This window comes from Ruegeria sp. BB6 (genome assembly GCF_056539385.1).
The window spans coordinates 115,455-137,898 of record NZ_JBQFUW010000003.1 but is presented as its reverse complement, the minus strand read 5'-3'; the positions used below and the strand labels follow the sequence as shown (position 1 = coordinate 137,898).

18 protein-coding genes are annotated in these 22,444 nt (G+C 60.4%); 12 read left to right on the top strand and 6 right to left on the bottom strand.

The features are described from left to right. Positions 1-86: 86 nt before the first annotated feature. Together ACR0B7_RS09315 and polA are read left to right on the top strand one after the other, a co-directional pair. A complete protein-coding gene (locus ACR0B7_RS09315; RefSeq protein ID WP_170483460.1) occupies positions 87-749 on the top strand; it encodes a YrbL family protein in 663 nt (220 codons plus the stop codon). A 98-nt stretch (positions 750-847) separates the two neighbouring features. Next, positions 848-3,643, top strand: a complete 2,796-nt coding sequence (gene polA / locus ACR0B7_RS09310; protein ID WP_170483461.1) for a DNA polymerase I — start codon at positions 848-850, stop codon at positions 3,641-3,643. A 51-nt stretch (positions 3,644-3,694) separates the two neighbouring features. Here polA and ACR0B7_RS09305 read toward each other — a convergent pair whose 3' ends face one another. Both ACR0B7_RS09305 and ACR0B7_RS09300 read right to left on the bottom strand, forming a co-directional pair. After that, positions 3,695-3,925 carry a DUF2798 domain-containing protein gene (locus ACR0B7_RS09305; protein ID WP_170387865.1) on the bottom strand — a complete coding sequence of 77 codons (231 nt, stop codon included), beginning with the start codon at positions 3,923-3,925 and terminating at the stop codon, positions 3,695-3,697. Between the two features lie 62 nt (positions 3,926-3,987). After that, on the bottom strand, positions 3,988-4,743 hold the full coding sequence (locus ACR0B7_RS09300; protein ID WP_170483463.1) for a TIM barrel protein: 756 nt from the start codon (positions 4,741-4,743) through the stop codon (positions 3,988-3,990). Positions 4,744-4,922: 179 nt separating this feature from the next. On the opposite strand from ACR0B7_RS09300, the gene ACR0B7_RS09295 reads away from it, so the two are divergent. After that, positions 4,923-5,858: a DMT family transporter gene (locus tag ACR0B7_RS09295; RefSeq protein ID WP_480681323.1), complete on the top strand. Its 936-nt coding sequence runs from the start codon at positions 4,923-4,925 to the stop codon at positions 5,856-5,858. Here ACR0B7_RS09295 and ACR0B7_RS09290 read toward each other — a convergent pair. Next, entirely contained in the window at positions 5,855-6,433 is a 579-nt protein-coding gene (locus tag ACR0B7_RS09290; protein WP_170483467.1) for a DUF1285 domain-containing protein, read from the bottom strand. The two genes, ACR0B7_RS09295 and ACR0B7_RS09290, sit on opposite strands and share 4 nt — an antisense overlap. A gap of 64 nt (positions 6,434-6,497) precedes the next feature. Between ACR0B7_RS09290 and ACR0B7_RS09285 the strand changes: the two genes are divergently transcribed. From ACR0B7_RS09285 to ACR0B7_RS09260, 6 genes are all read left to right on the top strand, one after another. Continuing rightward, positions 6,498-7,505, top strand: a complete 1,008-nt coding sequence (locus tag ACR0B7_RS09285; protein ID WP_170483469.1) for an AAA family ATPase — start codon at positions 6,498-6,500, stop codon at positions 7,503-7,505. Further along, positions 7,502-8,377 (top strand): DUF58 domain-containing protein, encoded by an 876-nt coding sequence (locus ACR0B7_RS09280; protein WP_170483471.1) that lies wholly within the window; start codon positions 7,502-7,504, stop codon positions 8,375-8,377. Before ACR0B7_RS09285 ends, ACR0B7_RS09280 begins: the two co-directional genes overlap by 4 nt. Further along, positions 8,374-11,136, top strand: coding sequence for a DUF4159 domain-containing protein (locus tag ACR0B7_RS09275; RefSeq protein ID WP_170483473.1), 2,763 nt, complete (start codon positions 8,374-8,376; stop codon positions 11,134-11,136). Before ACR0B7_RS09280 ends, ACR0B7_RS09275 begins: the two co-directional genes overlap by 4 nt. After that, positions 11,133-13,175, top strand: coding sequence for a hypothetical protein (locus tag ACR0B7_RS09270; RefSeq protein WP_170576742.1), 2,043 nt, complete (start codon positions 11,133-11,135; stop codon positions 13,173-13,175). The genes ACR0B7_RS09275 and ACR0B7_RS09270 overlap by 4 nt, the downstream gene beginning before the upstream one ends. Before the next feature lie 98 nt (positions 13,176-13,273). Beyond that, the gene (locus tag ACR0B7_RS09265) at positions 13,274-15,481 is read left to right on the top strand and encodes a response regulator (RefSeq protein WP_170576743.1); all 2,208 of its coding nucleotides are present in this window, start codon (positions 13,274-13,276) and stop codon (positions 15,479-15,481) included. Between the two features lie 18 nt (positions 15,482-15,499). After that, entirely contained in the window at positions 15,500-15,961 is a 462-nt protein-coding gene (locus tag ACR0B7_RS09260) for a VOC family protein (protein ID WP_170483480.1), read from the top strand. Here ACR0B7_RS09260 and yaaA read toward each other — a convergent pair. From yaaA to ACR0B7_RS09245, 3 genes are all read right to left on the bottom strand, one after another. After that, positions 15,952-16,722 (bottom strand): peroxide stress protein YaaA, encoded by a 771-nt coding sequence (gene yaaA, locus ACR0B7_RS09255; protein ID WP_170483483.1) that lies wholly within the window; start codon positions 16,720-16,722, stop codon positions 15,952-15,954. The two genes, ACR0B7_RS09260 and yaaA, sit on opposite strands and share 10 nt — an antisense overlap. A 33-nt stretch (positions 16,723-16,755) precedes the next feature. Beyond that, positions 16,756-18,795, bottom strand: coding sequence for a DNA helicase RecQ (gene recQ, locus ACR0B7_RS09250; RefSeq protein WP_170576744.1), 2,040 nt, complete (start codon positions 18,793-18,795; stop codon positions 16,756-16,758). A gap of 77 nt (positions 18,796-18,872) precedes the next feature. Next, positions 18,873-19,160 carry a YggT family protein gene (locus ACR0B7_RS09245; RefSeq protein ID WP_170387840.1) on the bottom strand — a complete coding sequence of 96 codons (288 nt, stop codon included), beginning with the start codon at positions 19,158-19,160 and terminating at the stop codon, positions 18,873-18,875. Positions 19,161-19,290: 130 nt separating this feature from the next. On the opposite strand from ACR0B7_RS09245, the gene ACR0B7_RS09240 reads away from it, so the two are divergent. From ACR0B7_RS09240 to ACR0B7_RS09230, 3 genes are read left to right on the top strand one after another with little or no spacing between them, the layout of a single operon-like run. After that, positions 19,291-20,658: an MFS transporter gene (locus ACR0B7_RS09240; RefSeq protein ID WP_170412284.1), complete on the top strand. Its 1,368-nt coding sequence runs from the start codon at positions 19,291-19,293 to the stop codon at positions 20,656-20,658. Further along, positions 20,655-21,518 (top strand): penicillin-insensitive murein endopeptidase, encoded by an 864-nt coding sequence (gene mepA, locus ACR0B7_RS09235; protein ID WP_170387836.1) that lies wholly within the window; start codon positions 20,655-20,657, stop codon positions 21,516-21,518. Before ACR0B7_RS09240 ends, mepA begins: the two co-directional genes overlap by 4 nt. Beyond that, the gene (locus ACR0B7_RS09230) at positions 21,491-22,375 is read left to right on the top strand and encodes an esterase-like activity of phytase family protein (RefSeq protein WP_170483487.1); all 885 of its coding nucleotides are present in this window, start codon (positions 21,491-21,493) and stop codon (positions 22,373-22,375) included. Before mepA ends, ACR0B7_RS09230 begins: the two co-directional genes overlap by 28 nt. Positions 22,376-22,444: the final 69 nt, after the last annotated feature.

Below are 22,444 nucleotides of genomic sequence, written 5' to 3'. Positions count from 1 at the left end.
ACGCAAAACTGTTACAGAGGCTGACGCTCGGCAGGATTTGGTGTACCAAGCCCTCTAGATTTTGTGTTTTTTGAAACGGATCCCAAATGCCTTTTTCAGTGCGCCTGTTGCACCTGACGGATCATGACCTTGTGGCCACGGGTGGGCACCGGAATGTTTACGCCTGCCCCGATCATCCTGACTTGCTGGTTAAGGTCACGCGGCCGCGCACACGGCGAAATCGGTCATTTTCCAAGCGACTGGTGCGGCGTTTGTTGCCGGATTCAACCTATCGCAACGCGCTGAAAGAGCTGGAGTGCGAGATGAAAGCCGCGTTGAAAAGCGGGCTTGATGTCGCCCGGCTGCCTCTGGCGCGATCATTTGGTGTGGTGCAGACAGATGTCGGGCCGGGGGTTGTGGTTGAGCGGATGGATGGCGCAGATGGTGCGTTGGCGCATGACCTCAAGGCGCTGTGCGCGCAAGGTCCGCTTGACCCCGAGACGCTGGCCAAGCTGAACAGCTTTGTGCAAAAGCTGTTTGATTTTCAAATCGTGGGCCGTGATATCCATGCGCAGAACGTGGTTTACGGTCTGCGCGACGATGTGCCGATGTTTGTCCTGATCGACGGCTATGGCGAGCGCAATCTTGTGCCCTTGCGTAGCCTGAGCCGCCGGTTGAACGATCGGTCCCTGAACAAGCAGATGCAGTTGATCGCCACGCAGACCGGATTGCATTGGGACAAGGCAGCCCGAGCGTTCAGCGAAGCCTAAGGCCCCGCGGGATCGGTTTGATCGTCAACCCACGTTCTTGGCTGGTCTCCTACGCGCCCCTGTGGCAGAACCACATCTGACCGACAGGGAGAGCGCGCATGAGCAATTTCGGAAAAGGGTGTCACCTTCATCTGATCGACGGATCGGCCTTTATTTTCAGGGCTTATCACGCGCTGCCTCCGCTGACGCGCAAATCTGACGGGCTGCCGATCGGGGCGGTCTCGGGGTTCTGCAACATGCTGCAGAAATATGTCGAAGGGAATGATGGCCCTGATGCGCCGACGCATGTGGCGGTGATCTTTGACAAAGGCTCGCACACGTTCCGCAATGACCTCTATGACCTTTACAAAGCCAACCGCGAGGCGATGCCCGAGGATCTGCGCCCTCAGATGCCCCTGACTCGCGAGGCGACGCGCGCCTTCAACATCGCCTGTAAGGAACTGGAAGGCTACGAGGCCGATGACATCATCGCGACGCTTGCGGTGCAGGCGCGTGAGGCAGGCGGGCGGGTGACCATCGTCAGCTCCGACAAAGACCTGATGCAGTTGGTGGGCGACGGCGTCGAGATGCTGGATGCGATGAAGAACAAGCGCATCGACCGCGATGGCGTGTTCGAGAAATTTGGCGTTGGGCCGGAACGCGTGGTCGATGTGCAGGCGCTGGCCGGGGATTCTGTGGACAACGTGCCGGGCGCTCCGGGCATTGGGGTCAAGACTGCCGCCTTGCTGATCAATGAATACGGCGATCTGGAAACCCTGTTGGACCGCGCGGAAGAGATCAAGCAGCCCAAACGCCGCCAGACCCTGATCGAAAAGCGCGACCAGATCGAGCTGTCGAAGAAGCTGGTGCAGTTGGACGAAAACACGCCTCTGGATTTCACGCTGGACGATCTTGAGGTGAAAGACCCCGAGCCGGACACGCTGATGGGTTTTCTGGCCGAGATGGAGTTCCGCACCCTCACGAAGCGGATTGCCGATAAGCTCGGTGTTGACTCTCCTGTGATCCCGGAAGCCCCCACGCCCGAGGTTGTATCAGAGGCCGAGGCGGTTCCGTTCGATGCCTCAAAATACGAATGTGTGCGGGATGCGGCGGCTTTGCAGACGTGGATCGACCGCGCCTATGAAACCGGATGGGTGGCCGTCGATACTGAGACGACGGGCCTGAACGAGATGATCGCCGATCTGGTGGGCATTTCACTGTGCGTTGAGGTGGGTTCGGCCTGTTACATCCCACTGACGCACCGTGACGGGGCCGCCGATGACTTGTTCGGGTCAGATGCGCTGGCCGAAGGGCAGATGCCGCTGGATGAGGCTCTAACACTGTTGAAACCGATGCTTGAGGACCCGTCGATCCTGAAAATCGGGCAGAACATGAAATATGATGCCAAGATTTTTGCGCGTTATGGCGTGGAAGTGGCGCCGATCGACGACACGATGCTGATGTCCTACGCCATGCATGGTGGCGAACATGGGCACGGGATGGATACTCTGTCCGAGCGCTATCTGAGCCACACGCCGATCCCGATCAAGCCGCTGCTGGGCTCGGGCAAATCGGCCATCACTTTCGACAAGGTGCCGATAGATGAGGCCACCGCCTATGCCGCCGAGGATGCGGATATCACGCTGCGCCTGTGGAAACTGTTCAAGCCGCAACTGCATCAGGTGCAGGTGACAACGGTGTATGAGACGCTGGAGCGCCCTCTGGTGCCGGTTCTCAAAGAAATGGAGATGCACGGCATCAAGGTTGACCGCGATGTCCTCAGCCGTATGTCCAACACCTTTGCGCAGAAAATGGCCGGGTTAGAGGCTGAAATTCACGAGCTGGCCGGTGAGACCTTTAATGTCGGCTCGCCCGCGCAGTTGGGTGAGATTCTGTTCGACAAGATGGGGCTTGAGGGCGGAAAGAAGGGCAAAACCGGGAAATACTCGACCGGGGCCGATATTCTGGAAGACCTCGCCACCGAACACGAGTTGCCGCGCAGGGTGCTGGACTGGCGGCAGCTTTCCAAGCTGAAATCGACTTATACGGATGCGCTGCAGACCCATATCAATCCAGATACGGGAAGGGTGCATACCTCGTACTCGATCACGGGGGCGAACACGGGCCGTCTGGCCTCGACCGATCCGAACCTGCAAAACATTCCGGTGCGCACCGAAGAAGGCCGCCGTATTCGTGAGGCGTTTATCGCCGAGCCGGGTAACGTGATGGTCAGCCTCGACTATAGCCAGATCGAGCTGCGGATTTTGGCCCATGTCGCTGATATTCCGGCGCTGAAACAGGCGTTCGCGGATGGGTTGGACATTCACGCCATGACGGCGTCCGAGATGTTTGACGTGCCTCTGGACGAGATGACGCCGGATATCCGCCGTCAGGCCAAAGCGATCAACTTTGGTGTGATCTATGGGATTTCGGGCTTTGGTCTGGCCCGCAACTTGCGTATTCCGCGGGCCGAGGCGCAGGGCTTTATCGACCGATATTTCGAGCGATTCCCGGGTATCAGAGCCTATATGGACGACACGGTCGCCTTTGCCAAAGAGCATGGGTATGTGCAGACGCTGTTTGGTCGCAAAATTCACACGCCTGAGATCAACGCCAAGGGGCCGCACGCAGGCTTCTCGCGCCGGGCGGCGATCAACGCGCCGATTCAGGGAACGGCGGCGGATGTGATCCGGCGCGCGATGGTGCGGATGCCAGATGCCATCAACGGGCTGCCTGCAAAAATGCTGTTGCAGGTGCATGACGAATTGCTGTTTGAAGTGGCCGAAGATGCGGTGGATCAGGTGATCGGCGTCGCGCGCGACGTGATGGAAGGCGCATCGGACCCGGCGGTGAAGCTGGACGTCAAGCTGAGCGTTGATGCCGGGCAGGGGGCGAACTGGGCCGAGGCGCACTGAGGTTCGGCGGGGCGCTTCTCATCAGGTCCGATGGACCCTCTTCGCAGCGCGTCAGTCCTGCGGCCTGACCAGGCGATTGACCAACCGTTGCACGGCAGGCCCGAGAATCAGAATGACCGAGAATGCGATTGGCCAGCAAAAGGCCCACGATGCCATCCAGTCGCCCATCGTGCTGGGTCCAAACCCGATGGCCTTAACCGTCGCAATTCCCGTCACGATGCACGACATCAGGCCCGACATGATCAGGCTGAACAGAGCGCGGGCATAGCGGTTAGGGATCATTGGTCAATTCCTAAAGGACTCCACGCCATTCATCTGAGGGATTTTTCGCAAAAATTCCAGTGCTAGGCGCGCATCCAGTCCAGACTGTCAGCCGTTTTCGGTGTCGAAGGCAGGTACTCGGCGCTGACCCATCCTTTGTAGCCTGCATCGTCGATAGCGTTGAACAGGGTGGGAAAATCTGTCGGTCCGTGCCCGGGTTCGGACCGGTCCGGTGCGGCCCCGATCTGGGCGTGGACCACATTTGCGTGGAACCGGGTCCACACGCCCAGCGCGTCGCCGTGGATCATGTGGGCGTGAAAGCTGTCGAATTGCAGGCCGATATTTGGACGGTCCACGCGATTTAGAACATCCGCTGCCAGATCATAGTCGTTCAGGAAATAGTCTGGTTGTGAAACCGGGTTGAGCGGTTCAATCGTGAACTGTTGCTGAGGTGCGAAATCGGCGGCCCATTTCAGGTTCTTTACGAAACAGTCCAGCGCGTCCGTCCCGGCAGAATAGCCGGACATGATGTGGATCAGCCCCGGTTTTAGAACATCGGCGTAACGCATCACGCGACGAATATCCGATTGAAACCGCGCTTCGCCGCCGGGGACCGCCGCATAGCCCGGCTGTCCGCCCGTGTAATTCGGTGGTGGCGCGTTGATCAGGACAAGATCCAACCCATTGGACAGCAAGGCCCGCCGGGTTTCCTTGGCGGCCAGATCATAGGGAAACAGAATCTCAACGGCTTGAAATCCGGCCTCCGCCGCCGCCTGAAACCGGTCGAGGTAGGGAAGTTCTGCAAAAAGCAGTGAGATATTTGCGGCAAATTTAGGCATTGGCAGGTCCGGATATTTGGTGACCGGACCATAGCTGTCGGGTGATTTCAGGGAAAGGGACTGAAAACGACAGATTGTCGAAAATCGGCCAGATCGCCCGCGGCAATTCAGAGACATTCGGGACAATGCGGCGAATCATTTTCGGTCGCCGTTCCAACAGAAGGTCTGACACCATGGCAATGAGCCCTGACCCCGTGCGCGGGAACACTCTTTCTGTGTCTGCCGGGCGCAGTTCTGCCTTGCCCGGCAATGGCTTGGCCGTGGCCAGCATGCTGACATGGGCGGCTGGTTTTCCGGCGGCCGAGGTGCTGTTGCAAAGCTGGCCGCCGGTTGCGCTTTTGGTGGCGCGGCTAGCGATTGCGGTGTTGGTGATGGTGCCGATCTGGGTGCTGTTTGACGGACCATCACGGGTGCTGCGCGCCCGCTGGGGACATGCGATGCTGGTCGGCGGAACGCTGGGGGCGGGGATGTTCCTGATCATTCTGGCGCAAAAGCTGACCGACCCGGTGACCGTTGCCATCATCGCCTCGTGCGCGCCCTTGTTTGCGACTCTGCTTGAGCTGGCGACGGGCGCGCGACGCTTGCGGTGGAATTTTGCCATCGGAGTCGTCGTGTCGATCGTCGGAGGGTTGATCGCGACCAGCGCGGTGGCCCCTGCGCAACTGGGGCTGGGCGCGGGGTGTGCCATTGTGTCGACGGGGCTGTTTTGTTGGGCAAGCATGGCAACCGCGCGGGACTTTCCAGAACTCAGCCAGACCGGGCGCAGCACCATTACATTCGTGGGCGGGCTGGTCGTGGCTGTCATCCTGTTTTTCACGGCAGGGCAGTTGGGGTTGGACGTCATCCCCACAGCTCGGGTCGACATGCAGCAGGCGGGGATGCTGGTGATCTATGCGCTGATCTCGATGGGGCTGAGTCAGGTGTTCTTTATCGCCTCGGTCGGGAAACTCGGCGTGGCGCTGGCGTCTTTCCACATCAACATCGCGCCGTTTTACGTGATGTTGATCATGCTTGTGCTGGGGGACGAGTGGAACTGGACCCGCGCGCTGGGCGCGGGGATCGTGGCTGTGGCCGTAGTGCTGGCGCAAGACCGTCGGGTGGCGCGCCGGGCTTAATCCGGCAGGTCCTCGGACCGGATCAGGGGGAAAAACTGCCCATCTGACCAGACGCCAAACCATTCGCCATTGTGTTCGGCAATGTCGACCAGCCGGTAGAAGCTTTTGCGGTCGATCCGCGCTTCGAGGTTGGCGCGCACCAATATGTAGGGCGCGGGTTCTTCCGTTTCAGGGTCGATGACAATGCGGATCGGGTGATCCGCCCCTGCGACGGCGGTATCGCCCACATGGGTCGTGAATTTCAGCACCTGCGCCGCGCCTGTGCCCGCAACATCGAAATCGACCGCCACAAAGGGAGCGTCCTCGACGGTGATTCCCACCTTCTCGACCGGGGTGACGAGGTAATATTTCCCCTCTTCTTTCTTAAGAATTGAGGAAAAAAGCTTCACAAGCTCGAACCGGTTGATCGGTGACCCTAGATAAGACCAAGAGCCATCTTTGGCGATATGGATGTCCAGATCGCCACAAAACGGAGGATTCCACAGGTGAACCGGGGGTAAGCCCTTGGTTTTGGCGGCTTTGACTGATGCCGCAATGCCATCAGGGGAAGGTGTCACAGGTTTTTGTCCGCTCATTACTTTTGCCATTTCCTTTTCGCGCGATACACTTCAACCATATTAGTTCACGGAAGGGAAAGTCATGACCGAACCTGCCGACCTCGTGTCCGAGATCGAAGCGCTGGAATCGAAACTTCAAGAGGCCAAGTCCTCGATCACCCGCCGCTTTATCGGACAGGAACGGGTCGTGGACCTGACGCTGACCGCGCTGCTGTGCGGTGGGCATGCGCTGCTGATCGGGTTGCCCGGTCTGGGCAAGACAAGATTGGTTGAGACGCTGTCGACCGTAATGGGTCTGCACGGCAATCGCATACAGTTCACGCCGGACCTGATGCCTGCCGATATTCTGGGGTCCGAGGTTTTGGACACCGCAGAAGATGGCAGCCGTCATTTCCGGTTCATTTCCGGCCCGATCTTTTGCCAGCTCCTGATGGCCGATGAGATCAACCGTGCCAGCCCCCGGACCCAATCGGCGCTGTTGCAGGCGATGCAGGAACGCACGGTGACGGTCGCTGGTGAAGACCGTTCGCTTGGAACGCCGTTTCACGTGCTGGCGACGCAGAACCCGATCGAGCAGGAGGGCACCTATCCGCTGCCCGAGGCGCAGTTGGACCGCTTTCTTGTGCAAATCGACGTGGAATACCCGGATCGCGAGACCGAGCGTGACATTCTGTTGGCCACCACGGGCGTCGAGGAAGACGACGCGCATGAGATTTTCACCAAAGAGGAGTTGCTGGCCGCTCAGGTGCTGCTGCGTCGGATGCCGGTGGGCGACTCGGTCGTTGAGCTGATCCTCGATCTGGTCCGCGCCTTCCGCCCGGACGAGGCTGGCGTGTCGGAACGTGTTGCCGAAACCGTCGCATGGGGACCGGGTCCGCGAGCGGCGCAGGCGCTGATGATGACGGTGCGGGCACGAGCGATGCTGCAAGGGCGGCTGGCCCCGAATGCCGAGGATGTGCTGGATATGGCCCGCCCTGTCCTCAGCCACCGGATGGCGTTGAACTTTGCGGCGCGTGCGCGGGGTGACAGCCTTGCAGACCTGATCGAATCCACCGCTGCCGGCCTGATCCGTGCCGAGGCCGCGGCGTGAATGCCGCGCTGACCCTTCGCGAAAGATCCGAGGCCGAGGCGTCCCGGCTACCGCCCCTGTTGGCGCGCGCCGAACATCTGGCGGGAACCGTTCTGTTGGGCGATCATGGGCGCAGACGCTCGGGTCTGGGTGATGATTTCTGGCAATACCGTCCGGCCCAGATCGGTGACAGCCGTCGGATGATCGACCACCGGCGATCTGCGCGGGGGGATCAGCAATTTGTGCGCGAACGCGAATGGCAGATCGCGCAATCGGTGATGCTCTGGGTCGATCAGGGCGCGTCGATGCGGTTTGCGTCCGACAAATCCCTGCACACCAAAGCGGACCGGGCGCGCCTGCTTGGTCTGTCAACGGCGATCCTGCTGGTGCGCGGCGGGGAACGCGTTGGTCTGACCGGAACAACCCTTCCGCCCCGGCGCGGCAACGCGCAGATCGTGCGGCTGGCGCAGGCATGGTCCGAAGATGCCGAGGCCGATTACGCCCCGCCCGAACACAGGGCCATGATCCCACACGCACGCGCCGTCTTCATTTCCGATTTCCTCGGGCCAATGGATGAGGTCGAACTGGCCCTGACCAAAGCCGCCGACCGGGGCGTGCGCGGTGTTCTGTTGCAGGTTCTGGACCCGACCGAGGAGAGCTTTCCCTATCGTGGGCGGACCATATTTGAAAGCGTTGGCGGCACAGCGCGGCACGAAACCCTCAAGGCCGGAGAGCTGCGGGATCGCTATCTTGAACGGCTCGCCAGTCGCAAGGACGCGCTGACGCAACTGTGTCGCGCGACCGGATGGCAGCTTGGTCTGCACCACACGGGTGACAGCGCGCAAGCGGCTCTGTTGTGGCTCTATCGTGCGCTGGACGGGGGAACGGCATGACGGTTCTGGCGGGTATTGGATTTACCGCACCGTGGGTGTTGCTGGGTCTTTTGACCCTGCCCATCCTGTGGCTGATCCTGCGCGCCGTGCCACCCGCGCCGATCCGCAGGTTGTTTCCGGCGGTCACGCTACTGCTTGGGCTGAAGGATGAAGAAAGCGTTTCGGACCGCACCCCGTGGTGGTTGCTGCTGTTGCGCATGCTGGCGGCGGCGGCGATTATCATCGGGTTGGCCGGCCCAGTTCTGAACCCATCGCGAGAGCAAGCCGGATCAGGGCCATTGATGTTGGTGCTTGACGGAAGCTGGGCGGGCGCAACCCGCTGGTCTTCGACGCTGGATCAGATCGACGCGCAACTGACCGAGGCCGGGCGTGCCGGGCGCACGGTCGCGATCCTTAACCTGACAGATCCCGAAGTTCCTGTATTCCAGGCTGCCGAGGCGTGGAGCGGTCGATTGCCGGGTTTGGTTCCGATGCCGTGGCAGCCCACGGTGGCACAGATTGAACAGGCTCTGGCCGCGTTGGATCAGGTGGATGGTGGGTTTGAAACGCACTGGTTCAGTGATCGTCTGGCCTTTGAGGGCAGTGATGCGATGCTTGCGGCTTTGCAGGCGCGCGGCGGTGTGACCGTGTATCAGTCGCCCTCGTCCGTTGTTGGGTTATTGCCGGCTGGCTATCAGGACGGTGTCATTCAGTTGACCGCGCAACGGGCCGAGGCTGGCTCGGCTGAGCGCATCACGGTTCTGGCGCAGGGCCGCGATCCGGCGGGGGCGATGCGGGTGTTGCAATCCGCCGAGGTGGAATTTGCCGGTGACGAAACCCAGGCCCAGATAGAACTGGCCCTGCCGTCAGAGCTGCGCGCCCGGATCACGCGGTTTGAAATTCAGGGCCAGCGGTCTGCCGGGGCCGTGACGCTGACCGATGACAGCCTGCGGCGGCGCGAAGTTGCCTTGATCGCCGGAACGCTGAATCGCGAGGGGTTGGAGCTGCTGTCACCGCTGCATTATCTGACGCAGGTTTTGATCCCGACTGCGGATTTTGTTGATGGCGGTTTGCTGGATGTACTGCCAGCCAACCCGGATGTGATCGTTCTGGCTGATGTTGCCAAACTGTCCGGGGGCGAACAATCGGCGCTGGTCGAATGGGTCGAAGAAGGCGGCTTGTTGCTGCGGTTTGCGGGGCCGCGCATGGCCGCCAGCGATCTGGGCCGTGACGAGGAAGATATCCTGTTGCCTGTCCGCCTGCGCAGCGGTGGCCGCTCCGTCGGCGGCGCGATGAGCTGGGGTGAGGCCAAGGGGCTGGCGCCGTTCCCCGAAAGCTCTCCCTTTTACGGGCTGAAAGTGCCCGGAGATGTATCTGTCACCACGCAGGTCATGGCGCAACCAGACCCTAATCTGGCGGATCGCGTGATTGCATCGCTGTCGGACGGAACGCCACTGGTGACCCGCAAGGCGCTTGGGCTGGGTCAAGTTGTGCTGTTCCACGTGACGGCTGACGCAGAATGGTCCAGCCTTCCCCTGTCTGGTCTGTTTGTCGAAATGCTGGATCGGCTGGCCGTCGCCTCGGCCGCGAAGTCTCGGCAGGAGTCCCAGTTGCAAGGCACCACGTGGGAGCCAATTCAGGTGATGGATGGGTTTGGCACCTTGTCTGATGCTGGCAATCTGTCGGGCGTCGATGGTGTCGATCTTGTGTCCGGTGCAATTGGCCCGGATCTGCGTCCGGGGCTGTACGAAAGCGGCAAGCAAAAGCTGGCGCTGAATGTCCTGACCAGCGACACGGTACTCAGCCCGGCTATCTGGCCGCCGGATGTGCCCATCAAGGGGCAGGAGGTCAGTACCGAAACGCCCATCGGGGGTATCTTGCTAAGCCTTGCGCTGCTGTTGCTGACCGTGGATGTCATTGCGTCTCTGGCGCTGTCAGGACGGTTGGGATTGGCCAAGGCTGCGGCCACGGCGGTCGGAGTTTTGTTGTTTGTGCCCCAAGCAGACGCACAGTCGCCAGCGGACACCGATTTTGCCCTGAACGCCACCAAGGAACTGGTGCTGGCGCATGTCCTGACGGGTGACGCGCAGGTCGATGACGTTGCGGGTGCCGGAATGCGGGGTCTTGCACAAACCCTGTTCTATCGCACGTCTGTCGAACCGGCCGAGCCGATCGGCGTTGATCTGGAACGGGACGAACTGGCCTTTTTCCCGCTGCTCTACTGGCCCATTACCCCTCAGCAGCCGCAACCGTCCGACGAGGCATATGCCAAGCTCAATGCTTACCTCCGCTCGGGCGGGATGATCCTGTTTGATACGCGGGATTCGGACGTGGCGCGATTTGGCGCCTCCAGCCCCAATGGGCGCAAGTTGCAGCAGTTGGCCGCGCCTTTGAACATCCCTTCGTTAGAGCCTGTTCCGCGTGACCATGTACTGACGCGCGCTTTCTATCTGCTTCAGGATTTTCCGGGGCGCTACGCCGGAACCGAGGTCTGGGTCGAGGCCGCGCCGTTGGATGCCGAACAGATCGAGGGGATGCCGTTCCGCAACCTCAACGACAACGTGACGCCGGTGGTGATCGGTGGCAACGACTGGGCCGGAGCATGGGCTGTTGACCGCAACGGTCAGGCGTTGTTGCCCGTCGGACGCGGCTATGCAGGTGAGCGTCAGCGAGAGCTGGCCAACCGCTTTGGTGTCAATCTGGTCATGCACGTTCTGACCGGGAACTACAAATCCGATCAGGTGCACGTGCCTGCCTTGCTGGACAGGTTGGGACAATGACAGGAACCGTTATCTTTGATCCCCTGATCCCGTGGCCCGTTTTGGCCACCATTGCCGCGATTGCCCTTGCTGGGGTGGTTCTGGCCCTGTGGCGGGGGCTGTCCGGGTGGGCCTTGCGCGGATTGGCGGCCCTTGTCGTGATTGGGGCGCTGGCTGGTCCGGTCTATCAGATCGAGGACCGCGCGCCCCTGACGGACATCGTGCTGATGATCGAGGATGAAAGCGCCAGTCAGACCCTCTCGGACCGGGCCGAGCAGACCGCGCTGGCGGCTGAAGAACTGGCCGCCGAGATCGAGTCGCGCGACAATACCGAGCTGCGCCGGATCAAAGTCGGTGATGGTGACGGCGACGAAGGTACGCAGGTCATGGCCGCGCTGAACGAGGCGTTGGCCGAGGAACCGCGCGCGCGGATTGCGGGAATTCTCGTGGTCTCGGACGGGATTGTGCACGATGCAGATCAGGCACCTGACCTGCCAGCGCCGATGCATCTGCTGCAAACCGGGCGTGCCACCGACTGGGACCGCCGCCTGATTGTGCGCAATGCCCCGGCCTTTGCCATTATCGGCGAGCCGGTGACCCTGACCTTGCGCGTTGAGGATAGCGGCGCAGCCCCTGCTGGCGCGACCAGCGCCCCGCTTGAAATCTCGGTCGACGGGGCCGAGCCTCAGCAATTCTCGATCCCCATTGGCGTCGACGTGGAATTGCCCGTCAGCCTTCCTCATGGTGGGCGCAATGTGATTCAGTTCACGGTACCCGAAGCGGAAGGCGAACTGACAGATCGGAACAACACGGCGCTGATCCAGATGAACGGTGTTCGTGATCGTTTGCGCGTGCTGCTGGTATCGGGCGAGCCTCATCCCGGCGGCCGAACTTGGCGCAACCTGCTGAAATCCGACAGCTCGGTCGATCTGGTACATTTCACGATCTTGCGGCCGCCCGAGAAACAGGACGGCGTTCCGGTGGAAGAGTTGTCGCTGATCGCGTTCCCGACACGAGAGCTGTTTCTGGAAAAGATCAACGATTTCGACCTGATCATCTTTGACCGTTACAAGCGGCGGGGCATTCTGCCGGCGATCTATCTGGACAACGTCAACAACTATATCAACGAAGGTGGTGCCGTTCTGATCGCGGCTGGGCCTGACTTTGCCAGCGCGGACAGTATCTTTCGTTCCCCTCTGGCCCCGATCCTGCCTGCGCAGCCAACCGCGCGGGTGATCGAGGAACGCTTTGTCCCGATGGTGACCGGTCTGGGGCATCGCCATCCGGTTACGACCGACCTTGGGGATTCCGAACAATGGGGCGCTTGGCTGCGCCAGATCGACGTAAAGCACCGCTCGGGCGAGTTGCTGATGACCGGGATTGATGACCGGCCGCTGCTGGTCCTTGATCGTGTTGGCGAAGGCCGCGTGGCGATGCTGGCCTCGGATCACGCGTGGCTCTGGAGTCGCGGGTTCGAGGGGGGCGGGCCGCAACTTGAACTGCTGCGTCGGTTGGCGCATTGGATGATGAAGGAACCCGAGCTTGAGGAAGAAGCGCTGTGGGCCGAAGCCAACGGCCAGATCATGCGGATCATTCGGCAGACCCTTGAGGATGAGGTCGGGCCGGTCACGGTCACGCGCCCGAATGGGGAAACGCTGGATATCACGCTGGACATGATCTCTCCCGGCCGGTTTGAGGCACAGTATTTCGGGCCAGAAATCGGACTTTACCGTTTGCAGGAAGGCGAGTTGTCCGCCGTTATCGGGTTGGGTCCGGCCGCGCCGAAAGAGTTTGAGCGCACCATCGCAACCTCGGACATTCTGGATCCGCTGCTGGCCGAGTTGCGCGGTGGGGCGATCACGCTAGAGGATGGTCTGCCCGCCATTCGCAACGTGCGGGCCGGACGACCGGCATCCGGGCGTGGTTGGATTGGCCTGACGCCGCGCGACGCCTACGAAACCCGGGACGTGACGCAGGCCGGTCTGCTGCCGCCGTGGTTGGCGCTGGTTCTTGCAGGCGGCTTCCTGCTGGGCGGTTGGTTGCGCGAGGGGCGTCGCTGACGGCCCAAACCTGTGACCCGAACTGCCCAGGGATCGCTTAAACACTTCTTCATGCTCTGACTGGATGTTGATGTCGGGATAGTTCGGGATCACCAAAGATGAGTCTTGCAGCAAAACTGGCACAGGAACGACGCGCACGTCTGGCGGCAGAGCGTCTTTTGGAAATGAAGCAGGCCGAATTGTCTGCTGCCAACCGCAAGCTGGGCCTGCACGCGATGGCGTTAACCAAGCGCATCGGCGAAACGCAGGCCGAGGTGGAAACGGTTCGGGGTGAGAACGAAAAGGTCAAATCCGACCTGACGCTGGCCAATGCCAAGATCGAAGTGGCCGAACGGCGCTTGTGGCATTCGATTCAGACGTTTCAGGACGGGTTCGCCTTTTTTGACGGGGAAAACTGCCTGATCGGGGCGAATACGGCCTACCTTAGCTTGTTTGACGGGATCGACGAAATTGCGCCGGGCATCGCATATCCACGGATACTTGAGATTCTGACGGTTGAGGGGTTGATTGATCTCGGGTCCGAGGCCGCATCGGACTGGATTGAGAGGATGCTTGAAAGATGGGCGCAACCGAACCTGAACGCGGAAGTTATCCGCCTTTGGAACGGACACTATTTCAAGCTGATGGACCAGCGGGGCAATGGTGGCGATGTTGTAAGTCTGGCTCTGAACATCTCGGCCTCGGTCCGGCATGAGGCCGAGTTGACGGCAGCACGCGAACGCGCCGAAGCCGCCAACCGTGCCAAATCCGCGTTTTTGGCCAATATGAGCCATGAGATACGCACTCCGATGAACGGCATTGTCGGGATGACCGACCTGCTGACCGAGACCCCATTGGACGAAGAACAAAGGCTCTATCTCAATACGATCCGCAATTCGGGCGAGGCGTTGCTGGTCATCATCAACGACGTTCTGGATTACTCGAAGATCGAGGCGGACAAGCTGATCCTGCACCCTGAACAATTCGACTTTGAGCGTTGTATTCTTGAGGTTGCGATGTTGTTACAGCCAAGTGTCCGCGACAAGGGTCTGACGCTGCTGGTTGACTACGACCTGTTTCTTCCAACGCTATTTGTGGGCGATCCGGGGCGTGTTCGTCAGGTTCTGACAAATCTGGTGGGCAATGCGGTGAAGTTCACCGCCAACGGCCATGTGCTGATCCGCGTCACCGGGGTGCCCAACTCTGATACCAAGACCTGCGATATCCACGTGGCCATCGAAGACACCGGAATCGGAATCGAAAAGGACAAGATCGACCACATATTTGGTGAGTTCAATCAGGTCGAAGATGAGCGGAACCGCCAGTTCGAGGGGACCGGGCTGGGTCTGGCTATCACGAAACGCCTTATCACCCTGATGGGCGGCACGATCTGGGTCGAAAGCGAACCGGGGCGTGGGTCGTGTTTTGGGTTCCGCGTGCCGATGCCGACGGTTGAAGGTGTGCAGCCTGCCCCTCCGGATCTGGGCGGGGGGCTGCACCATGTGATGGTGGTCGAGGATTTGGCGGTGAACCGGGCCATTCTGTCGAAACAGCTCGGCCGATTGGGATCGCGCGTCACCGTGTGTTCTTCTGGCGGAGAAGCATTGACCGCAGTTGACGAAACCGTGGACCTCCTTTTGTGCGACCACGACCTGCCGGACATGGATGGGCTGGAATTGGCAACCACCCTGAAGGATCGCGGCTGGAATGATCTTCCGGTTGTGGTGATGTCGGCCAACCCAGCCGTCATCCACGCAAACCCGGCCCGCCACCTGATCGAAGGTGTTTTGCAAAAACCTATTCCCCGGGCCGAGCTGTATTCCAGTCTGACCGCCTTGGCCCAAAAACCACGGCCAATTATCGTTTCAAAGGTGATCCCGAAAACCGATGAGGTCGAACAGTCTCAGGCGGCCTCGCAGGGGCGTGTGATGCGCGTTCTGGCCGCTGAAGATAACCGGACAAATCAACTGATTCTGGAAAAAATGGTCAAGGATCTGAACATCGACCTGCGATTTGCTGGAAACGGGCTTGAAGCTGTTGAAGCCCATCGTGAATTCGATCCGGATCTGATCTTCATGGATATCTCAATGCCGAAAATGGACGGTAAGCAGGCCACCGGTGAAATCCGGCGGCGCGAGATTGAGACGGGCCGCCATGTTCCGATTGTTGCGCTGACCGCGCATGCGATGTCAGGGGATGATCAGGGGATATTGTCGGCAGGTTTGGACCATTACCTGACCAAACCTCTGCAAAAACAGAAAATCCATCAGACAATCCTGACGCATCAACCCGAGGGCACTCAGGCAGTCGTTGCCGGACAGCCCTAACCGAATTAGGCTGAGCGTATGTCAGATGAACGCGGTTTTCAGCCTCGCGCGCTGGGCGAGATTGCCATTCGATGCGCCGATATGCCGGCGATGGTCGAGTTTTACGAAACAGTGATCGGCTTGCGGCGTCTCAGCGGCGACCATGACAGCGCGATCGTTTTCTTTGAGATCGCGCAGGGTTTTGGCGGGCATACTCAGGTTTTGGCCCTGTTCCACCATACAGCCGCGCCACGTCCCGGCCTGCATCCCACAGGTGATCAATCCCCGGTGACCGGCGGCGCGTCGGCTTTGCATCACATCGCCCTGTCGCTGCCCTTTGAAGAACAGGACGCCGTCCTGCGTTGGTATGAACACATTGGACAGCCCTACCGGGTCGAGCAATTCGGCTGGATTGGCTGGCGCGGCATTTTCACCGAAGACCCCGAGGGCAACACGGTTGAACTGGTCGCCTACGACCAGTCAATGCTGACTCAGGCCTGATAGGGGCGCACGAAAACGGGTTTGTCCTCGGTCGACAGATCAGGCCGGTATTCATAGCCACCGGAGTCGAAATCCAACAGCCCCGCCGGATCGGTCAGGCGGTGCTGGATGATGTATCGCGCCATTGCGCCGCGTGCTTTCTTGGCGAAAAAGCTGACGATCTTGGGTGTGCCGGCTTTGTCCTCCATGAAAACAGGCGTGACCACCCGTAGTTTCAGCGCTTTGGGATCGACCGCGCCGAAATATTCCTGACTGGCGCAATTCACCAGCACGTCCGACCCGATCTGCGCGCCTTGCGCGTTCAGCGCCTTGCTGAGGTGATCGCGCCAGTATTCATAAAGGTTCTTGCCGCGCCGGGTTTTCAGCTTGCTGCCCATCTCAAGCCGATAGGCTTGAATCGCATCCAAAGGGCGCAGCACGCCGTATAAGCCCGACAGGATACGCAGGTGGTCCTGCGCCCAGGCTATTTCATCGGCATCCAGGGATGCAGCCTCAAGCCCCTGATAGGTGTCACCGGCAAAGGCCAGCGCAGCGGGGCGGGTCTGGTCACCCTCCGGCGCATCGGAAAAGGCGCGGTAACGGTCGCGGTTCAGGCGGGCCAGATCGTCGCTCAGGTCCATCAGTTTTTTCAGATCGCCCAGCGTCAGATTGCGGGCGGTTTTCGACAGCCGGATCGCGTCGTCCTGAAAATCGGGTTGAGTCGCCGTCACATCGCGCTCGGCCCAGTCCAGCCGTTTGGCCGGGGAAATCACTACCAGCATATCCGCCCTAACTCCTTGCCTTATAGTGCGTACCTAGCCCGCCTGTTCCAGCACGTCCAGAAAAGCGGCCCCAAACCTTTCGTGCCGACGATCCCCCAGCACCTGTTCCAGCCCGCGCTGATCGCCGGGGCGCAGTTGCGCGACCTTGGCCAGTTGCGCGGCCGAGCAGGTCAGCGGCTTGTCGATCCCCTCGGGCCCACGTGCAAGATCGCTCTGCACGGCCAGCAGTTGATCGTAGATGTCACCCTGTTCGCGACCCGCCAGTTTGCGGCGGGCGGGATGTACTGCCTCAACCTCTCCGGTGATGACCTCGAGGAACGTATCGCCATAGCGTTCCAGTTTTTTCGCCCCCACACCGCCGATCCGGGCCATGTCGTCCAGAGTCATGGGGCGGGTTTCCGCCATCTCGATCAGGGTGCGGTCGGGGAAAATGACATAGGCAGGCACCCGTTGCGATTCCGCCAGTGCACGACGCTTGGCCTTGAGCGCCGACAGCAACGGCGCGTCTTCTTCGGCCACCATCGCTTTGACGGCGGAGCGGCGGGTGGCTTTGCGGATCGTGTCCTTGCGCAAGTTGATCTGCGCCTCGCCTTTCAGGATGGGCTTGGCGGCCTCGGTCATGCGCAACGCGCCGTAGCGGTCAGGGTCGGGGCGCACCAGATCGTGCCCCATCATCTGCCGGAAAATCGCTTGCCACTGTGGGCGGGACCAGTCCTTGCCGATGCCCCATGTGGACAGAGCATCATGGCGTCGCGCGCGGACCTTGTCGGTTTCATTGGCCAGCAGGATGTCGATCAGATGGCCCGACCCGAACCATTCTTCGGTGCGCAGGATGGCGGACAGGGCCATGCGAACCGGCGTGGTGCCGTCGAACACCTCGGGCGGGGTGTCGCACAGATCGCATTTGCCGCAAGGCGAGGCCTGTTCGCCGAAATAGCCCAGCAGGGTCTGGCGGCGGCAGGCCAGCGCCTCGGCCAATCCAAGCAGAGCGTTCAGACGGGCATGGTCGGCCATGCGACGCTCAGCCGGGGCCAGCCCTTCGTCGATTTGCGAGCGGCGCAGGCGGATGTCGTCGGGGCCGAACAAGGTTAGTGTCTCGGCCGGGCCGCCATCGCGCCCGGCGCGCCCGATTTCCTGATAATAAGCCTCGATGGATTTGGGCAGGTCAGCGTGGGCGACCCAGCGGATATCGGGTTTGTCGATCCCCATGCCAAAAGCAACGGTGGCGACGACGATCAGCCCGTCCTCACGCGCAAAGCGGGTTTCGACGATGCGGCGATCTTCGGGGTCCATGCCGCCGTGATAGTGGCAGGCGACGTGCCCCTCGGCGCGTAGGGCTTGGGCCAGCACTTCGGTCTTATTGCGGGTGCCGCAATAGACGATGCCAGATTGCCCTTTGCGCGCGGCGGCGAAATCGAGGATTTGTTTGCGTGGCCCGTCCTTGGCGGCAAAGGCCAGATGGATGTTGGGTCGGTCAAACCCGCGCAGGAATTTGCGGGGCGCGGTGCCGTCGAACAGTTTCTCGACGATCTCATCCTGCGTTTCCGCATCCGCTGTGGCGGTGAAGGCGGCCAAGGGCACGTTCAACGCGCGCCGCAGCTCTCCGATCCGCAGGTAATCCGGGCGAAAATCGTGACCCCATTGGCTGACGCAATGCGCCTCGTCCACGGCGATCAGGCTGACATTGATCCGCCGCAGCATCCCCAGCGCGGACCCGGCGGCCAGACGTTCGGGCGCCATATAGAGCAGCTTGAGCCGCCCGGCCTCCAGCGCCTCCCACACCGCGTCGGTTTCTGCAGGAGTGTTGCCAGAAGTCAGAGCGCCAGCTTCGACCCCGGCCTCTTGCAACCCGCGCACTTGATCGCGCATCAGGGCGATCAGTGGTGAAATCACCACCGTCAGGCCATCGCGCAACAGGGCAGGCAGTTGAAAGCACAGGGATTTTCCGCCGCCCGTGGGCATGATGGCCAGCACGTTCTCGCCCACAGTCACGGCATCGACGATCTCCTCCTGACCCGGTCGGAAGTCGTCGAATCCAAAGACATCTCGCAGCAGGGGCGCGGCGTCGAACATGTGGGGATTGCCCTGTTTTTAGGTTTGTCTGCTCTTAGGGCAGGACAATCACATACTAAGATTCGGTGAACAAGAGGTCAGACGAAATAGACCATATTGTTGATCAGGATGATCCGCAGCGCATAGACGCCGACCAGAACGACCAGAGGCGTCAGGTCCAGACCGCCCATATTCGGCAGAACCCGGCGGATCGGGCCGTAGATGGGTTCGAGTATCCGGTTCAGGCCAAACCAGATTTGCGCCACCAACTGCTGGTGCAGGTTGAGAACCTGAAAGTTGATCAGCCAGCTCATGATCACATGGGCCAGAATGATGAACCAGACAATGTCCAGGATCAGCAGCAGGATTTGGATCAGTGACAGCATGGGGCCTCCGGTATTTGCGTCAGACGAGACGTAAGCGCCCACGCTCCAAAGAGCAAGTCTGCGCCAACAGAACGCTTGCGAAACCGTCCAAAGCCCCGTCTTATGAAAAATAACAAGAACAGGGGCGGTCATGGCAGAGATTTCCAAGCGCAAGCGCATCTGGGGCTGGTGGTTTTTCGACTGGGCGACGCAGCCATATCACAGCCTTCTGGTCACCTTCGTCTTTGGACCCTATTTCGCCGGGGTTGCTGCGGGGTATTTCGCAGGAACCGGACTGGACTCACAAGCTGCGGCTGCACGGGCGCAGACGGTTTGGGCGAACTGCCTGACCATCACCGGGCTGATCATCGCCTTTGGTGCGCCGCTTTTGGGCGCGATGGCAGATGTGTCAGGGCGGCGCATTCCGTGGATCTTCGGGTTTTCCGTCATGTATGTCGTGGGGTCTGCGGCGCTGTGGTACACGCTGCCGGATGGTTCAAACATGTGGCTGATGCTGTCGGCCTTTGGTCTTGGATTTGTCGGCGCGGAATATGCGCTGATCTTCATAAACTCGCAGTTGCCCGATCTGGGCGATGACAAGGAAGTGGGTGAAATTTCCGGCTCGGGCTTTGCCTTCGGTTATTTCGGAGGGCTGATCTCGTTGGCGATCATGCTGTTGCTGTTTGTCGAGCAGGCCAACGGCAAAACGCTGATCGGACTGGACCCCGCTTTTGGGTTGGATGCAGCGCAGCAGCAGGGCACCCGGTTCGTCGGTCCGTTCACTGCGGGATGGTTTATCCTGTTTATGGTGCCGTATTTCCTGTGGGTGCGAGACGATTCATCTGCCAAGAAACGCGGCTCGGTCAGCGACGCGCTGGGCCTGCTGGCACACTCGATTTCCAACTTGCGGCACCGGCTCAGTCTTGCCAGCTATCTGGGATCGTCCATGTTCTACCGCGATGCGCTGAATGGGTTGTACAGTTTTGGCGGTGTCTATGCCCGGCTGGTGCTGGAATGGGACCTCATCAAGATCGGCGTCTTTGGGATCGTCAGCGTTCTGGCCGCCGCCGCCTTTTCGTGGGTAGGCGGGAAGCTGGACAAGAAAAACGGCCCTAAACCGGTCATTCTGGTCAGTATCTGGGTTCTGATCCTGGTTTGTGTCACGATCGTTTCCATGGACCGGACACAGGTTTTCGGCATTGCTTTGCCCGAGGGATCGGGACTGCCGGATCTTGTGTTCTTTGCCTGCGGCATCCTGATTGGCGGCATGGGCGGCATTTTGCAGTCGGCCAGCCGGTCAATGATGGTGCGTCACACCGATCCCAAAACCCCGGTGGAAAGCTTTGGTCTCTATGGCTTGTCGGGTCGCGCTACGGCCTTTGCCGCACCTCTATTGATCGGGATTGCCACAACCGTGACCGGCAGCGCGCGTCTGGGGGTGTCACCGATCATTCTGTTGTTTATTCTGGGTCTAATACTGATGCGCTGGGTGAAACCGGAAGGGGATCAGAGCAGATGATATTACAGCGTTTTTTGGCGATTTTGGCCTTAATCACACTGGCAGGCTCCGCAGGGGCGCAACCCCTGGCCAAGCAATTATTCGGAGCTCAAAAGCAAAGTTCACAACAAAAACCCGCCGCTTTCGGCAGTTATTCGCGCGGATGCGCTGCCGGGTCGGTGCAGTTGCCCGAAACAGGCCCGACATGGCAGGCCATGCGCCTGTCGCGCAACCGCAACTGGGGGCACCCGGTGGCGATTGACTATGTGCAAGACCTCAGCCGGTTTGCGGCCAAGCAACCGGGGTGGAATGGTCTCTATATCGGGGATATCAGCCAGCCTCGGGGCGGGCCGATGACATCGGGGCACCGGTCGCATCAACTGGGTCTAGATATCGATATCTGGATGCTTCCGGGCAATGACATGCGGCTCAGCCGAAAGGCGCGTGAGAATATCTCGTCCATTTCCCTGCGCCGTGCAAACGGGGCGTTCGTCAATGGCAACTGGACCAAGCAGCATCACGCCGTTCTGCGTGAAGCGGCCAAGGATAAACGGGTTGCCCGAATATTCGTCTTTCCCGGTGCGAAGGTGCAGATGTGCAAAGAGGAAAAAGGCAACAGGGCCTACCTGCGCAAGATCCGGCCATGGTGGGGACATCACTACCATTTCCACGTGCGGCTTGCCTGCCCACGCGGATCCAGAGGGTGCGTCAATCAGGACCCACCGCCCAAGGGTGACGGGTGCGCCGAAGCGCAGCAGTGGGTGAACAACATCCTGAACCCGCCGCCTCCCGACCCAAATGCACCTGCACCCAAAAAGCGTAGAGAATATCGTATGGCGGACCTGCCCCAACAATGTACCACCGTTTTACAATCCAACTGATAGCCGCGCTGTTTCTGGCGGGACCCATCTGGGCAGTCGAAGTCAAATCGGCCTCGGAACATGGGACCTTTGCCTGGCACCATCTGGATGAGTGGTTCGGTGGATTTTCCGCTCTCCACCTCTCGGATAATGGTCGGCATCTGATCGCGCTGAGTGACAGGGCGCGGCTTGTGCACGCCGAAATCGAGCGCAAGGGCGATGGTATCGCAGGTGTTGAGATCACGGGACATTGGCCAGTTCTGTCCAGCACCGGCCAGCGATTGTCCGGCATCGCCGGAGATTCCGAAGGGCTGGCGACCATCGCCGACGGCAGCTATTACATCTCTTTTGAAGGCGTGCATCGCGTCGCTCATTATTCGGCCCCCGGATCAAAGGCGCATGTGCTGCCCCGCCCAGAAGCGTGGGATCAGCTGAGTCTTAACGGCGCGTTCGAGGGACTGGCGATCGACGGTCAGGGGCGGCTGTTTACACTGACTGAAAAAAGCCGGACCGAGGACGGGGACATACCGGTCTATCGCTGGGACGGGCAAGGTTGGTCGACGCCATTTGTTTTGCCGCAAAGGGGAAAGTTCCTGCCTGTTTCCGCCGATTTCGGCCCTGACGGGCGTCTCTACGTTCTGGAGCGTTCGGTGTTTGTGACAGGGTTCCGCTCACGCCTGCGCCGGTGGCAGATTGAAGCTGACATGCCAACCAGAGAAGAGGTGTTGTTCACGACTGGCGCGGGCAAGCATGACAACCTCGAAGGCTTGTCGATCTGGCGCGACGATCAAGACCGCCTGCGCGCCACTATGGTGTCAGATGACAACTTCCTCGCGCTGCAGCGCACCGAACTGGTGGAATACCTGCTGCCTGATTGACAGCCACCGATCAAGCGTCTAGAAGCGCGGCTTGCCTTGGGACGGTCCCTTGGCCAAGTCGCCGCTACC